Origin of the sequence: Paraburkholderia sp. SIMBA_053, from assembly GCF_046534895.1 — a bacterium.
Taxonomy (GTDB): domain Bacteria; phylum Pseudomonadota; class Gammaproteobacteria; order Burkholderiales; family Burkholderiaceae; genus Paraburkholderia; species Paraburkholderia caledonica.
In genome coordinates, this window is the sequence record NZ_JAWRXU010000013.1 from 34922 (window position 1) to 49685 (window position 14764).

Annotated in this window: 14 protein-coding genes and 1 tRNA gene; 7 read left to right on the plus strand and 8 right to left on the minus strand. The window is 56.8% G+C overall.

All coding sequences use genetic code 11. From position 1 onward, the window contains the following. Positions 1 to 81: 81 nt before the first annotated feature. From SB753_RS27910 to SB753_RS27940, 7 genes are all read left to right on the plus strand, one after another. The gene (locus tag SB753_RS27910; protein ID WP_410802953.1) at positions 82 to 1404 is read left to right on the plus strand and encodes a virulence factor TspB C-terminal domain-related protein; all 1323 of its coding nucleotides are present in this window, start codon (positions 82 to 84) and stop codon (positions 1402 to 1404) included. Positions 1405 to 1528: 124 nt separating this feature from the next. Beyond that, positions 1529 to 1807, plus strand: coding sequence for a DUF2523 domain-containing protein (locus SB753_RS27915; RefSeq protein ID WP_410802955.1), 279 nt, complete (start codon positions 1529 to 1531; stop codon positions 1805 to 1807). 9 nt (positions 1808 to 1816) lie between these two features. After that, positions 1817 to 2743: a zonular occludens toxin domain-containing protein gene (locus tag SB753_RS27920; protein WP_408193415.1), complete on the plus strand. Its 927-nt coding sequence runs from the start codon at positions 1817 to 1819 to the stop codon at positions 2741 to 2743. Next, entirely contained in the window at positions 2740 to 4140 is a 1401-nt protein-coding gene (locus tag SB753_RS27925; protein WP_410802957.1) for a type II secretion system protein GspD, read from the plus strand. Before SB753_RS27920 ends, SB753_RS27925 begins: the two co-directional genes overlap by 4 nt. A 608-nt stretch (positions 4141 to 4748) precedes the next feature. Then, entirely contained in the window at positions 4749 to 5528 is a 780-nt protein-coding gene (locus tag SB753_RS27930) for a hypothetical protein (protein WP_408193412.1), read from the plus strand. A 2-nt stretch (positions 5529 to 5530) separates the two neighbouring features. Beyond that, a complete protein-coding gene (locus tag SB753_RS27935) occupies positions 5531 to 5737 on the plus strand; it encodes a DUF4224 domain-containing protein (protein WP_410802959.1) in 207 nt (68 codons plus the stop codon). A 4-nt stretch (positions 5738 to 5741) separates the two neighbouring features. Then, positions 5742 to 6761 carry a tyrosine-type recombinase/integrase gene (locus tag SB753_RS27940; protein ID WP_410802961.1) on the plus strand — a complete coding sequence of 340 codons (1020 nt, stop codon included), beginning with the start codon at positions 5742 to 5744 and terminating at the stop codon, positions 6759 to 6761. Between the two features lie 74 nt (positions 6762 to 6835). Here SB753_RS27940 and SB753_RS27945 read toward each other — a convergent pair whose 3' ends face one another. The 8 genes from SB753_RS27945 to SB753_RS27980 form a co-directional block, all read right to left on the minus strand. Continuing rightward, positions 6836 to 9463 carry an N-6 DNA methylase gene (locus SB753_RS27945; RefSeq protein ID WP_410802963.1) on the minus strand — a complete coding sequence of 876 codons (2628 nt, stop codon included), beginning with the start codon at positions 9461 to 9463 and terminating at the stop codon, positions 6836 to 6838. 159 nt (positions 9464 to 9622) lie between these two features. Further along, positions 9623 to 9698, minus strand: a tRNA-Thr gene (locus SB753_RS27950). Positions 9699 to 9717: 19 nt separating this feature from the next. Further along, positions 9718 to 10218, minus strand: coding sequence for a ClpXP protease specificity-enhancing factor (locus SB753_RS27955; protein WP_410802965.1), 501 nt, complete (start codon positions 10216 to 10218; stop codon positions 9718 to 9720). Between the two features lie 70 nt (positions 10219 to 10288). Beyond that, positions 10289 to 10900: a glutathione S-transferase N-terminal domain-containing protein gene (locus SB753_RS27960; RefSeq protein ID WP_006052302.1), complete on the minus strand. Its 612-nt coding sequence runs from the start codon at positions 10898 to 10900 to the stop codon at positions 10289 to 10291. Between the two features lie 96 nt (positions 10901 to 10996). Beyond that, a complete protein-coding gene (locus tag SB753_RS27965; protein WP_288829162.1) occupies positions 10997 to 11752 on the minus strand; it encodes a cytochrome c1 in 756 nt (251 codons plus the stop codon). 23 nt (positions 11753 to 11775) lie between these two features. Then, complete coding sequence (locus tag SB753_RS27970; protein ID WP_020070660.1) at positions 11776 to 13155, minus strand: cytochrome b; 1380 nt, start codon at positions 13153 to 13155, stop codon at positions 11776 to 11778. Further along, positions 13155 to 13775 (minus strand): ubiquinol-cytochrome c reductase iron-sulfur subunit, encoded by a 621-nt coding sequence (petA, locus tag SB753_RS27975; protein WP_020070659.1) that lies wholly within the window; start codon positions 13773 to 13775, stop codon positions 13155 to 13157. The genes SB753_RS27970 and petA overlap by 1 nt, the downstream gene beginning before the upstream one ends. Before the next feature lie 231 nt (positions 13776 to 14006). Next, complete coding sequence (locus SB753_RS27980; protein ID WP_088176497.1) at positions 14007 to 14753, minus strand: Nif3-like dinuclear metal center hexameric protein; 747 nt, start codon at positions 14751 to 14753, stop codon at positions 14007 to 14009. Positions 14754 to 14764: the final 11 nt, after the last annotated feature.

Below are 14764 nucleotides of genomic sequence, written 5' to 3' on the forward strand. Positions count from 1 at the left end.
GTGAATGCGCAGGCGCTCCCCTTTACGTGGACAACGCCATTTTTTACGGGGGCAGTCAATCGGGCGATTGGCGCAGGCATCATGGCGAATCTTGCACGTCGCGGCATTACTGTCGCGGCGAATGATGCTGTTTTTGCCGACACAATGGCCTTCGTGGGCAAGGCTGCGAATGATGCGAATTACGCGGCGACCGGTGCGAGTCTGGTGGCGTCGGTGTTCGGCGCTCCCGTGTGGTTGTCGGCGTTGATTGGGGTCGGCGCACTCGCGGCTGTAGGTGCCGTGGCTTGGGGCGCATACCAGTTTTCGCAGTCTGGAACGGGGTCGTCGGCGCAGCTGTCGTTGCAGAACCCGAACGCGACTCCGCTTCCGCCGCCGGTGGCTTCCGGCAGTTGGACGAAATACACATCCCCAATGTGCAACCCGCAATTGACGAACACGTGTGGCAATTATCCGGCGCTGCCGAGCAACGTACCGTTTTGGACGCAGGGTGCTCCGGGTACGCCCACGCCGACGGTGATTGGTTGTGTCTCGGGGCTGGATTGTGCGAATCAGATGGCTGCGGCATATGCAGCGTTCGATGGCACGGTTGTGACCAATTTGCAGGTGTCAGTGACGCCTATGTACTCGGGATGTCAGGAGTCGTCGCTTGGGGCTTGCGCGTATAAGGTTCTGGAGACATGGACGCCGTGTGCGACATGCGATCCGACCGTGACGGGCAGGGAGGTTGACGTCTGGCCGGGCAACAACCAGAACTACGCTTCGCCTGGGCAGACGACCGGCACGCTGACCTCGTTGCAGCCGACTGCCGACATGATGAATCAACCATTTCCGCAGCAGGCGACGGCGGCGCTGGCCGATCAGCTCTGGAAGAACGCCGCGGCCCAGCCAGGTTATGACGGGTATCCGTATGACGCGACCAACCCGGTTTCACAAGCCGATATCGCTACGTCTCCGGTGTCGCCCACGTGGAACGACGTGCTCGATAGTGCGCCGCGTCCTGCCGGTTCGACGTCTGTTCCGATCGATGTGAATCCGATTCCGGGCACGCCTTATCAACCGGGAACAGGGGTGACCAATCCGTCTAGTAGTACGGCCGGCGCGACGCCACCGAACACGACTGATCCTTGTGTGATCGAGCCGAATGCGTCGGCGTGTGCGCCTCTGGGGGCGGCTCCGTCTGCACCGCCTATTCCGACCAGTTCAACGAACGTGTCTATGTCGCCGTGGAGTGTTGGGGCGCTCGATGGGGTATGTCCTGCGCCGAAGGCGGTGATGGTGCTGGGTCAGGAATATTCGTTGTCGTTTGATCCGCTTTGCGCGTTGGTACAGACGCTCAGACCGCTTGTTCTTGCGTTGTGTGCGCTGGCAGCGGCTTTCATCGTGGCTATGGGGGTGACTACATGAAGATATTTGTGGTGTGTGCGGCGATGGTTGTCATGTCATTTTTCGCGCACGCGGTGAGTTCGATGATGGATCAGGTCGAGCAGACGAACGGTGCCGCTGATGCTGTTCTGGCGAGGTATGCGCGATGACGTGGGCGACATGGCTACTGTCGCTGGTGCAGCCGCTTATCGTCAATGCGCTTATTGCCTTGGGCGTGGGCGTGCTTACGGTCGGCGGGATCGATCTCGCAGTGAATCAAGCGATGTCGTGGTTGCAATCATCGGTCGGCGGCTTGCCTGCCGATCTTGCGAGCCTGTTGGCGATGGGTGGCATTTTCCAGGGTTTCGGCTATATCGGTGGGGCAATCAGTGCTCGCGTCGCGATGGCCGGTGCATCGAGCATGAAGAAGTTTTTTATCAAGTAGGACGGCGCAATGGCTATCACGCTTATTACGGGAGTGCCGGGAAGTGGTAAGACGCTGTGGGCCGTCTGGTCTCTGCTGAAAGAGATCAAGGCTGGGCGGAGGATCGTTGCCAATGGCATTCGTGATCTGGCGATCGATCACGTGCTGTGGGATGACGACATGGTGCGCGAGTGGCACAAGCACTGTCAGCCGAATGACGTGATCGTGATTGACGAGGTGCAGCGGATTTGGCCGCCTGTGTCTGCGTCAGTGAAGGCAACCGAGGACATTGAGAAGTTGCACGTGCATCGGCATTTCGGCGTGGACATTGTGGTTGTTACGCAGCATCCAAACCGGATGAACAAGACGATTCGCGATTTGGTCGGCCGGCATGTGCACGTGCGGCGATTGTTTGGTGGGCGTCGCGCGATGCTTTACGAGTGGGATCACGCGCATAACCCGAATAGCGGGTTGCGCGATGCGGTCAAGCACGTGTGGTCGTATCCGAAGAAGGTGTTTGAACTGTACACAAGTGCGGAGCTGCACACCAAGCCCAAGGCGGTGGTTCCGAAGGCGCTTTTTATCCTGCCGATCGCGGTGATCGTGGCGGCTGTGCTGGCTTGGAAGGGCTTCAAGAGCGTCTCCGGTGGTTTCGGTGCGCACGATGGGACGAAGCCCGCTGGCGTGGTTGTGGGGGCTCCCGGTTCATCCGGTGGGGCAGATGCGCCACAGGGTAAGCCGTCGGAGCGGTGGCGCGTTGCGGGTCAGTACGCGATTGATGGTCGCGGTTATGTGCTGCTGTCCAATACGCGGGGGCATTTTCGGCGTGAGTCAGCTGACGACTTCAAGGGCGAGACGCTAGGTGTGACGGGCATGGTAGATGGCGAGCGAGTGGCCGCGTGGACGGGTGCAGCGGTGGCTGCTGGGGACGATAAGGCGATCGGGGGGCACAAGTGAACCGGGTGATTTGGGCCATGTGCGGGTTGTTGTTGTCGTGGTCGGTGTTCGCGTCCGAGTCGGCGCCGCCGATACCGACGTTGCCTTTGCCGTCGGGCGCGTTGGGCGTGTCTGTGTCGGCGGTTTCAGACGCGGCGCCGTCTGTGCCGTTGCGTCCGTTGCCGCGCGTGAAAGGTGGAGCGTTCGATCTGCGGTTCGTGAACGTCGGCCAGCTGGTTGACCTGCTGTATGGCGATGCGATGCACGTGCCGCACGTGATCAGTTCGGAGGTATTGCAGGATACGCGGCTCGTGTCGTTCCAGTACGACGGCAACGCGGGCGACCTGCACGCGTTTGTGAAGGTGTTCCTCGATTCGCAGGGTTTCAGGGTCGTGACTCGGGACGGTGTGGACTTCGTGTCGAAGGCTCTGCCGGAAGAACAGAAGAAAGCCGAACATGAAACGTATGTGTATCACCCGCGCTATCGCACGGCGGACTATCTTGCCCAGGTGGTGCAGCCACTGTTTTCGGGGCGTATGACCGCTTCGTCGATGCCGTCCGCGGGATTGGTGCCGACGGATCTGATTGCGGCTCCTGCGGGCGCTTCTGGCGTCTCGGCTGCGATGCCTACGCCGTTGCCTCCGCGTTCGGGCGTGTCGGTGGCTGACGATCTGGTGTTTAGCGGGAGTCCCTCGGAGATTCGGGACGTGAAGCAGCTGTTGCCCGAGCTGGACCGGGCCGCTGGTGAGGTCGTGGTGCGCGGATGGGTGTATGAGGTCAATACGTCGAACGATCAGAATTCGGCCTTCTCGATTGCGGCCAAGGTGCTCAACGGTATCGGTGGCCAAGTGTCGGCGTCGAATGGGCCGACGGATCAAGACGCAACAGCGCTGCGGTTTTCGAGTAATTACCTGAATTTCGCAATTTCGGCATTGAATGCTGACACGCGTTTCAAGCAGGTCAGCGATCCACATGCGCGGGTGCTTTCGGGTTCCAGTGTGCGGCTTAATGTTGGGTCGCAGGTGCCGACGCTAGGCAGCATTAGCTATCAGGGCGTGAGCGGGACGCCGGTCCAGTCGGTTCAGTATCAGGATGCGGGCCTGATCTTCGATGTGCAGCCGACCGTGATGGCCGATTCGATACAGGTGCAGCTGCAAGAGCAGATGTCGAGCTTTGTTACGACAACGACGGGCGTGAACAACTCGCCCACAAAAAATACGCGGCAGATGCAAACGACCGTGAGCGTAAAAGACGGTGAGGTGATCGTGCTGGGCGGCTTGCAACAGGACACCGACAGCAAAACGACAAACAGCCTCGGGTGGTTGCCGAAGTTCCTTGACGGTCACAGTTCGTCGCACGGGCGCACCGAGGTTCTTTTGGTGCTGCAGGTCGAACGAGTTAGTCCGCCGAAGACGTAAGCGGTTGCGCTGTGGTCGAGGCTCGCGCGAGCGACCCGAAGGGCTTGGCCTTGACGCCGGCTACACCGACCTACGCTCGCGCATGGGTTGAGTCGACCGTAGGACGGCGCAACCCATGCCGAAACAATGCGGTGTAGCGGCGCGGATGAGATGAAGTGTGTAAAGCAGGATGCGTTGCGGTGCGCGCCGGGTAGGTCGCAGCGTAGCGCGAACAGCCCGGCGCGCGCAGCGCGCCTAGATTTATATCAGGGACACTTAACGTACGAGGGTAGCAAATGACCGATAGGTTGAGGTCAAAGTTGCTCAAAAGACGCAGCAACCGGTGGCGACCAAAGTTAATCACCGCAGCAGCGGCTAAAAGCAACTTCGACAAATTGATGACGCAGGTGAAGATCGGGCGCAGGTTCATCGTTAGCCGGCGCGGTAAGCCTGTGGTGACTTTAGGCCCGGTGACGTTTTCGGTCCGGGTGAAGCGGCTCAGGAATCGAGGCGCTGGTCGCAGACGGTGAGAGTTGCAGTCGTATGTCTTGTATCGCAGGCCAATAAAAAAGCCTCGACCGCGGCAACGGTTCGAGGCTCGTACAACAGCATTACAAGGACTATTTGCAATGCACGATGACAGTATAGGAAATTTCTCGGCCTTCCGCCGGGAATGGATAGTTCGTGGTCGGAATTTCGGCGATGGTCAGGTCGAAGTGACAGCTACACGATTCGATCGATATATGCGGGCGCAAGGGTTGAGTTTGATGCCCCGTGCTAAGCGCGGTGAATCGGAAAACGCCGAGCAGAATCTAATGGATGCAGCGAAGCGTGCGAAGCAGCAAGTGCGACTGCGATGCAAGGCGATTGGTGCTGACCGGATGATCACGTTGACCTATCGAGAAAACATGGTTGACAAGGCTAGGCTGAAGAAGGATTTCGACGCGTTGCGGCGGCGACTCGGAAAGGTTCAAGACTTTCATTATGTTGCAGTCGCTGAACGTCAGAAACGCGGTGCATGGCACTTGCACATTGCAGTCAAGGGTCGCCAAAACTACCGGGTGCTCCGTTCGATCTGGCGTGGGATTGTTGGACAGGACAACGGAAATATCGATGTACGGAATCCGTTCAGAGAAAAGGGACTTCGCCACAAGCTGGCGTCGTACATCGGCAAGTACATAACCAAGGACTTCGCTGAACATTCGCTTAACGAGAAGCGATATTGGACCAGCCGTGGAATTTCAGTCCCGGAACTGCACTCCATTGCGCACCTGCTGTCGGATGATCCGGCAGAAGCCCTGACAACAGCTTTCCACGCAGCGATTAAAGTCGGCTCGTCTCTCGATCGATGCCAGACGTATTGGAATCAAGACCTTGGCTGTTTTTGGCTATCAACCCGCGAGATTTGACAATGAGTGAGACTTTTCTTTCGACTAACGAATTAGTAGTCCTCACCGGACGGAAGTTGAAATCAAAACAGGTCGAGGCCTTGCGTCGCATGGGCCTTCCTTTTTTTGTTAACGCTTGTGGGCGCCCTATCGTTACGCGCGCTGCTGTTGAAGGGCGTAAGGTTGATCAGGCCAGGTCCGGCTGGAGTCCTCTTGTCGTGGGAGCTTAGGACTATGGGTAGGAAGCCGACCAAGAACTTGCATCTGCCGCCGAGGATGCGGCTAAAACGCACGACGCGTGGGAACGTCTACTACTACTATGACACGGGCGGCAAACCTCGCATATGGAAAGCGCTCGGTGGTGATTTCGTTGAGGCTCTTCGTCAGTATGCCGACCTTGAGCAAGGCAATCGCAGCACACTCGCGACGATCACGTTTCGCCATGTGGCTCAACGTTATCTAGTGGAAATTCTCCCGAGCAAGGCTCCGGCGACGCAACAAAGCAACATCATCCAGATAGAACGCTTGTATCAGTTCTTTGACAATCCCCCTGCGCCCTTGGATGAAATCAAGCCGATCCATATTAGGAAATACCTGGATTGGCGGAAGTCCGTGCCGGTAGCGGCCAATCGCGAAATCGCCCTTTTCTCGCACATTTTCAATAAGGCGAGGGAGTGGGGAGCGACTGATCGTCCAAACCCTTGCGCAGGAATTCGCAAACACCGAGAAACAGGGCGGGATGTTTACATCGATGATCGCCTCTATCGAGCCCTTTGGGATAAAGCAGACGTACCGCTACGCGAGGCGATGGATCTCGCGTATTTGACCGGCCAAAGACCATCCGATGTGCTGAAGATGGACGAGCGTCACATCCGCGATGGAGTCGTCGAGATCAGGCAGAACAAGACAGGGGCTCAGCTGCGCATCGAAATTGTCGGAGAACTTGCAACGCTCCTTGCTCGAATAGCTGCCCGTAAAGCCCAGCTCAAGGTGAGGGCGACTCGTCTAATCGTCGATGAAGAGGGAAGGCCGCTCGGGCGTTCCGGGCTCCGATTTCGCTTCAATCATGCCCGTGAGGCCGCTGGCATCGCAAAAGACGCTTTTCAGTTTCGGGATCTCCGAGCGAAGGCAGGCACCGACAAAGAGTCACTCAGCAGCATTCGTGAAGCACAAGCGTTACTGGGACATGGGAGCGTAGCGATGACGGAACACTACGTCCGCAAGAGAGGGGCAAAGGTAACCCCCACAAAATAATTTCCGAACTTCGCAGAGCGGTCGATGTAAGGTAAGGCACAATTACCGAAACCTTACATTGACAACAGACGTTCTTACTCGGGTGGCTTATACGCGAGCCAGCGACGCAGCGCCGCGTTGTCATCAATGCCCAGCGAGCGGTTTAGCTCGGCATAGTGAGAATCACGGCTCTTGGTGAGCTGCTGATACGTCTTCCAATAAGCCTCCGATTCTCCGACTAGGCGCTCAGTGTTCGCCAACTTGACGTCATATAAGGGCACTTCGATTTCCGAAATGACGTCCCACTGAATTCGCCCTCGGTTCATCCCCGTGTTTGCCGAAAGGATATCGGCCAGTATCTCTTTTGTTCTTATCAAATTTACATAATAGATAGCTTCTTCGTGGGATGAAGTTCTAAGTATGGTGTATTCGTTGGAGACGTATTTACCGGCATGATACGGAGGCACAATCGCAATTGCGCCACGGCCGATGCCCATGTTCGAGCAAAGTATGTCCCACGGCTTCGTCTCGTACAACGTACGATAAGAGCATTCTTCGCCAGCAATCACATCGCCTTCGCTTACTTCCCCGTCGTAGCTGACTCGCAAAAACTGATAGCTTTCCCCTTCTTCGACGGAAGTTGCTCGGTTCTTTACAAGCTTCAATGCCGAACCCAGCGTTCCAATCTTAAAACCTTTGGCGGACCATGTAAGGTGGCGATCGGCGTTCAGTCGTTTATTCACACAGAATTTAACGTCCAAACGGTCGTCAATATCGCCGGCAGGGATTACGTAATCGCCGTGCCGTCCCTTCTTGAATGCATTAAATTGCTTAATGATTTCAGCAGCCTCCTTGCGCTTTTCGGCCTCTAAATCCAAGACTGACAAGCCGATTCGCTTAGCCACTTTCGCATCCAAACCTAGGTATACCGAGCTTGCCATAAAAATGTCAGGCTGCTCTTCCTCTTCATGGCGTTTTCTGATAATCAAGATGGACGTCTTGACGCGTGCAGCGGAACGCCTAAAGGCATCGCCAGGAAGCGATATAACGCCGATAATAATGAAATTAGCTCGGATATAGTCGCGAACGAACTGGTACGATTGACCCGAAAGTATCGACTCATCGATTACTGCGAATATATGACCGTTATCAGATACCAGATCGCGGTAACGTTCAATGAACATCACACTGCTCAGAAGGCTTCGCATAACTTTGCCAGCCTGACGATCCAAGCGTACGTCATACTGGTTCAAGACTTCTTGCTGATACTGATCGTCACTGCTGTATTTGAGCGAGAACGGGGGATTCGAAAGAATCACGTCGAACTTGGTATCTTCCTTTAGCAAGATTCTGCGCAGTTCGTCAAGCTCAAGCGAATGCTCAATACTGTTTCGGCCTACTTGGCCGATCGTCTTGTCGAGTGCATCGGCCCAATAGATGTTGCTCCCACCATCACCGTGGAGATACATATTCATCCGGGCAATGCGATAAATCGACGGGCTAGCACCGGCGTCGATTCCGTACACGCTTTTGCGCTGAATTCGGTCCAATAGCGCGCGCTTCTCGGCGGTGCTCAAGCCTACCAAGTTGCTGGCTTTTTTCAGCATATCGTTGAGCGCAGCGATTAAGAAACCGCCAGACCCGCAGCAGGCGTCTAGCACCTTGTCTACGGCCGCTTTTTGGACGTTAACGTCCGCCAACTGCACCATCAGATTGACGATATCTCGCGGCGTGAAAAACTGGCCAAGCTCGCGCCCGCGTGCCGTAGCGTCAAGGAAGGCCTCGAACATGCGACCATGTACGTCCTCTTCCATTCCAAAGAGGTCGACGTTTTCCAGTTCCTTGACAACCCATTGGATTGTTTCGGCACTCAGGTTGATTTGTTCGCCGTCATCGAAAAAGCGCTTCTTCTTTCCTTCGCGAATATCTTTTTCAAGCGACTCGATCAAATTCGCCAGGAGCGGATTATTTATCGGGCTTTCACTTTCAGTTTGAGTCGAAATCCAGTAGGACGAGAATTTTACGTCTTTGTACTGCGGCACCGGATCATGGCCGTAAGTCTCATGGATTGTTCTATCGCATCTAATCTTAACAAAGATTATTTTTATGAGCTCACCGAAGGCGGCGCTTGGGCTCATCTTTTCCTTACTCCATATGTATTGATGGATTTTTTGGAAAAGATTTACGAGCTCGTCCAGCGATCGTTTTTCTAAAACAAAATCTGATTGTTCGATTTCAGCACGAACAGCCTTGCTTTGCTTCGCAAGACTTTTCTTTTCGAAAGTTTTTGCAAATTTCGTGAACGACGCATTATTAGCAATCAGATCATCCAGCAGGAAAGTGCAAATCGCTTCTTTTTTATCCCACTGATACAAAGAAGTCTTAAGTCCGTTCGTGAGGACAAAATACATGACCGGGTTGTAGTCATACAGCTTGTTCAACTCCAAGCAGTAGGAGGAACACTGATGCTCCCAGTCGGCGATGTCCTCGCTAGGCGCTTTCGCGTCGATCACAGCGATGGGCATCCCGCCGACACTCACAATGTAGTCCGGCTTATAGAGAACCGCGACTCGGCCTTTGCCAACTGTGAACTCGCTGATTGACGTCTTGAGTTTGATATCGTCGTGTTCGAATCCGAGCTCGTGCAGCAAAGGCTCGACGAAGCGCGCCTCGACCGCTGCTTCGTTTGTCAGGGCCTTTACCTTTAAGTCCTTCAGTGGCATCTCGTTTGTATCCTGCGAGTTAGATTCGGTCGCGTAGCGAACCCGCTACGAGGGCGGTGCAGTTGCCGACAGAGGTGAGACGACGTGAACTTTGTAGAACAGTCAGCCGTTTGTAGAACAAAAAAAAACGGGTCCCATCTCTGGAACCCGCATGGGTACTGGTGCCGGCTGCAGGACTCGAACCCGCCACCTCATGATTACAAGTCAAGCGCTCTACCTGATGAGCTAAGCCGGCATGAGGCCGTGATTCTACTTCATTTTACGATCTTGAGGCGAGCCCTACCGCCACCTTTTGAACCGTCGTCGTCGGGCTGGTCGCCCTCCGGCGTCTGGTCAGTTGCGGACGGACTTTCGACCGCACGAGGCGCACTGGGCGCAACCGGCGCGGCGGCCGGCTCGACTGTTTCGGCGTCGGCGCCCGAATCCTGCGCTTCGCCTCCGGTCGACTCGACCGGAAAAGCCATGCCCTGCCCGTTTTCGCGCGCGTATATCGCGAGAATATTGGCCACCGGCACTTCGATCTTGTGCGACTTGCCGGAGAACCGCGCGCTGAATTCGACCCACTCGTTGCCCATTTGCAGCTGGCTCGTAGCCTCGAAGCTGATGTTCAACACAATCTCGTTGTCGCGCACGAATTGCCGCGGCACACGCGTCTGATTGTCGACGCGCACTGCGATATGCGGCGTGTAGCCGTTATCCGTGCACCATTCGTACAGCGCTCGCAGCAGATACGGCTTGGTGGAAATCTCTTGCATCAGCAGTCCTCTTACCGGGCGCGGAACTGCGCGCGAGACGCCGCGCGCAGCCCGCAACCCAAAGCCAAACTCAACGACGCATCACCTTTTCCGACGGCGTCAGCGCCTCGATATAAGCCGGACGGCTGAAAATGCGCTCGGCGTACTTCATCAGCGGTGCCGCATTTTTCGACAGTTCGATGCCGTAGTGATCGAGACGCCACAGGAGCGGCGCGATCGCGACGTCGAGCATTGAGAACTCTTCGCCGAGCATGTACTTGTTCTTCAGGAAGATCGGCGCGAGTTGCGTCAGGCGGTCGCGGATGGCGAGGCGCGCTTTCTCGTGATTCTTCTCCGCGGCCTTGCCCTTTTCGTTCTCGAGCGTGCCGACGTGGACGAACAGTTCCTTCTCGAAGTTCAGCAGGAACAGACGGGCACGCGCGCGTTGAACCGGGTCGGCCGGCATCAGTTGCGGATGCGGAAAGCGCTCGTCGATGTACTCGTTGATGATGTTCGATTCGTACAGAATCAGGTCCCGTTCGACGAGAATCGGCACCTGACCATACGGATTCATCACGGCGATGTCTTCCGGCTTGTTAAACAGGTCGACGTCGCGGATCTCGAAGTCCATGCCCTTTTCGAACAACACCAGCCGGCAACGCTGGGAGAACGGGCAAGTTGTGCCGGAATACAGAACCATCATGATTTACGTTTCCTCAAAAAGCTGAAGGGCCAGCGCGCGGAAAAACCGTTCAACAGGTTTTTCCTGGCGCCGGCCCCACGCCGTGTAGCGGCGTGATTATTTGATATGTTTCCAGTACGCGGCGTTCAGTCGCCAGGCGAAAAAGCTCAGAATACCGAGGAACATCAGCACCCACACGCCAAGCTGTTTGCGGGTTTTCTGAGTCGGCTCGGACATCCAGGACAGATACGACACAAGGTCGGCCACAGCAGAATCATAATCTACCGGCGACATCGTCCCCGGAGTGACCTGCTGGAAGCCCACAAATTTGTGCACCGTTTCGCCCGTTTTTTCGTCGACTTCTTCACCGAACTTCGCGGTACGTTGCCCCTGAAGCTGCCACAACACGTGAGGCATGCTCACGTTTTCATACACCAGATTATTCCAGCCAGTCGGCCGCGTATTGTCGCGATAAAAGCTGCGCAGATACGTGTAGAGCCAGTCCTTGCCGCGCGCCCGCGCTTCCACCGACAAATCCGGCGGACTTGCGCCGAACCACGCCTTGGCGTCGTCCGGGCGCATTGCCACGGTCATCGTGTTGCCGACCTTGTCGGTAGTAAACAGCAGGTTCGACTGAATCTCGGCTGGTGCAATGCCGAGATCGGTCAACCGGTTGTAGCGCACCAGATTCGCGCTGTGGCAATTCAGGCAGTAGTTTACAAACAATTGCGCGCCGTGCTGCAAAGAAGCGAAATTGTCCGCGTTATCCGGCGCGCGGTCGAGATGAACATTCTCGTCCGCACACGCCGGGCCGCTCAGCACCGCGAGCAGTGTCGCGCCGATCAGCGCGCACGTCGAAAGCAGTTTCTTCATCTTCGTGTTCTCCTCGCTCGCCATTAGTGGGACTTGAACCGCACCCGCTCGGGCGGCTGCTTGAAAGTGCCAAGCCTCGTCCAGAACGGCATGCCGAGGAAAAACGCGAAGTAGATCAGCGCGCACACCTGCGCAATCAACGTGGCGGCCGGCGACGGCGGTTTAGTGCCGAGGAAGCCCAACGTCAGGAAAGCGAGCACGAAGATCCCGTAAAACACCTTGTGGAAGAACGGCCGGTACCGAATCGACTTGACCGGCGAGCGGTCCAGCCACGGGAGGAAAAAGAGCGAAATCACCGCGCCGCCCATCACCACCACGCCCCAGAACTTCGATTCGGTGAATGCCATTGCCAGAATCACGAGTACCGCGAGCACCGGCAAACCCAGTTTCCACTTGCCGCGGGCGCGCACCAGCGCGAGCAGGCCGAGCAACGCGATCACGACCATCAGCACGATCTTGAACGGATCGGTCGTGGCGCGCAGCATCGCGTAAAAGGCCGTGAAATACCACACCGGCGCGATTTCTTGAGGTGTTTGCAGCGGATTCGCGGGGACGAAGTTGTTGGCTTCCAGGAAGTACCCGCCCATTTCCGGCGCGAAGAAAATAATCGCCGCAAAAATCATCAGGAAGATCGACACGCCGAAGAAATCGTGCACCGAGTAGTACGGATGGAAGGGGATGCCGTCGAGCGGAATGCCGTCCGGGTCTTTCTTCGCCTTGATCTCGATGCCGTCCGGGTTGTTGGACCCGACTTCATGCAGCGCGACCAGGTGCGCGACGACGAGCCCGAGCAACACCAGCGGTATCGCGATCACGTGGAACGCGAAGAAGCGGTTCAGCGTGACGTCCGACACCACGTAGTCGCCGCGAATCCACAGCGACAGGTCCGGCCCGATGAACGGAATCGCCGAGAACAGGTTGACGATGACCTGCGCGCCCCAGAACGACATCTGGCCCCACGGCAGCAGGTAGCCGAAGAACGCTTCGGCCATCAGGCACAGGAAGATCGCGCAGCCGAAAATCCACACGAGTTCGCGCGGCTTGCGGTACGAACCGTACATGAGGCCGCGGAACATATGCAAATACACGACGACGAAGAACATCGACGCGCCCGTGGAGTGCATGTAGCGGATCAGCCAGCCCCACGGCACTTCGCGCATGATGTACTCGACCGATGCGAACGCGAGCGTCGCGTCGGGCTTGTAGTTCATGGTGAGGAAAATGCCGGTGACGATCTGATTGACCAGCACCAGCAGCGCGAGCGAGCCGAAGAAGTACCAGAAGTTGAAATTCTTCGGTGCGTAGTATTCGGAGACGTGCTTTTTCCAGGTGGACGTTAAGGGGAAGCGCCGGTCGATCCAACCGACCAGCCCGGTCGTCTCTACTTCATGTTCGATCGCCATTACGCTTCTCCTTTCTCGTCCTTGCCGATCACGAGCCCGTTGGCTCCCGTGAACATGTAAGGCGGGATGTCGAGGTTCTGCGGCGCAGGTTTGTTCTTGAAGACGCGGCCGGCCATGTCATAGGTCGAACCGTGGCACGGGCACAGGAAGCCGCCTGGCCAGTCGTCAGGAAGATTGGGCTGCGCGCCCTCCATGAAGCGCGGCGTCGGCGTGCAGCCCAGATGGGTGCACACGGCAACGGCGACAAATATGTTCTTACGGTCGGTGCGTGCACGGAATTCGTTGTTGCAGTACTCCGGCAATGGCATCGAAAAGACGTTCTTGCTGTGGGGATCGGCTACTTCGTTATCGGCTTTCTGGACATCGGCAAGCATCTTGTCGGTGCGGTTGATGATCCACACCGGCTTGCCGCGCCATGCAACGGTCATCATGTCGCCGGGCTTCAGATTGCTGATGTCCACTTCGACCGGGGCACCTGCTGCCTTGGCCTTTTCAGATGGTGCAAACGAACTAACAAAGGGTACGACAGTGGCAACGCCTCCTATGCCACCTGCTACGGTCGTCGCTATCAGCCAGGTACGGCGGCTGCCGTCGACGCGTTCATCTTCCTTGTCTCGCATCACACGCCCCACTTCTGAGTTGGATTTTTCCTTCACGTCGCTTCTACCGCCGCTAGTTTGCTCGAATGGAGTCGCCATTTACAAGGGCCGATTGCCAAAAACCGTGCGAAGCCCTTGATAGGTAAGGGTTTCTCCGTACGGATCGCAAACTTTTTCGCACCTCCTTTTAAGTGTCCCCTCCGTTATTCGTGCCTTTTGCTTAGCTAATGCCTATTTGCTAATTCAAACGAATCAAACCGGATTAGGGATATCGATAAAGAGGTGTTCGATATCGAACTGCTCGGACAAGTGCTTGCCCACCGCCTGCACCCCGAAGCGCTCTGTCGCATGATGCCCGGCCGCGAGAAACGCGACGCCGCTTTCCGCCGACGTGTGCATGACCGACTCCGACACCTCGCCGGTCAGATAAACGTCGGCGCCGGCGTTGATCGCCGCGTCGAACATGCCTTGCGCAGCGCCCGTGCACCACGCGACGCGGCGCAGACTGCGATCCGGGTCGCCGAACACGAGCGGCGTGCGGCCAAGCGTCTGTTCGATCTCGGCAGTGAAGTGCGCGAGCGTGATCGGCATTGCGAAAGTGGCGAGCCAGCCGAGGTCGTTCTCGCCGAAGCGCGCGTCGCTGATCCAGCCCATCTTCGCGCCTATCTGCGCGTTGTTGCCGAATTCGGGATGGTCGTCGAGCGGCAAGTGATAAGCGAACATGTTCAGGTCGTTCGCGAGCAGCAGTTTCAGGCGCGCGTATTTGCGGCCGGTGATCTGCGGCGCCTCGTTGCGCCAGAAATAGCCGTGATGGACGAGCACGGCGTCCGCGCCCCAGTCCAGCGCGGCCTCGAGAAACGCCACCGAGGCGGTCACGCCCGTTGCGAGCTTGTTGATCTTGCGACGCCCTTCGACTTGCAGGCCATTGGGGCAATAGTCCTTGAAGCGCGCGGTTTCAAGGAGATTGTTCAAGTACAATTCAAGTTCGATCCGATCCATATAAACCTCTA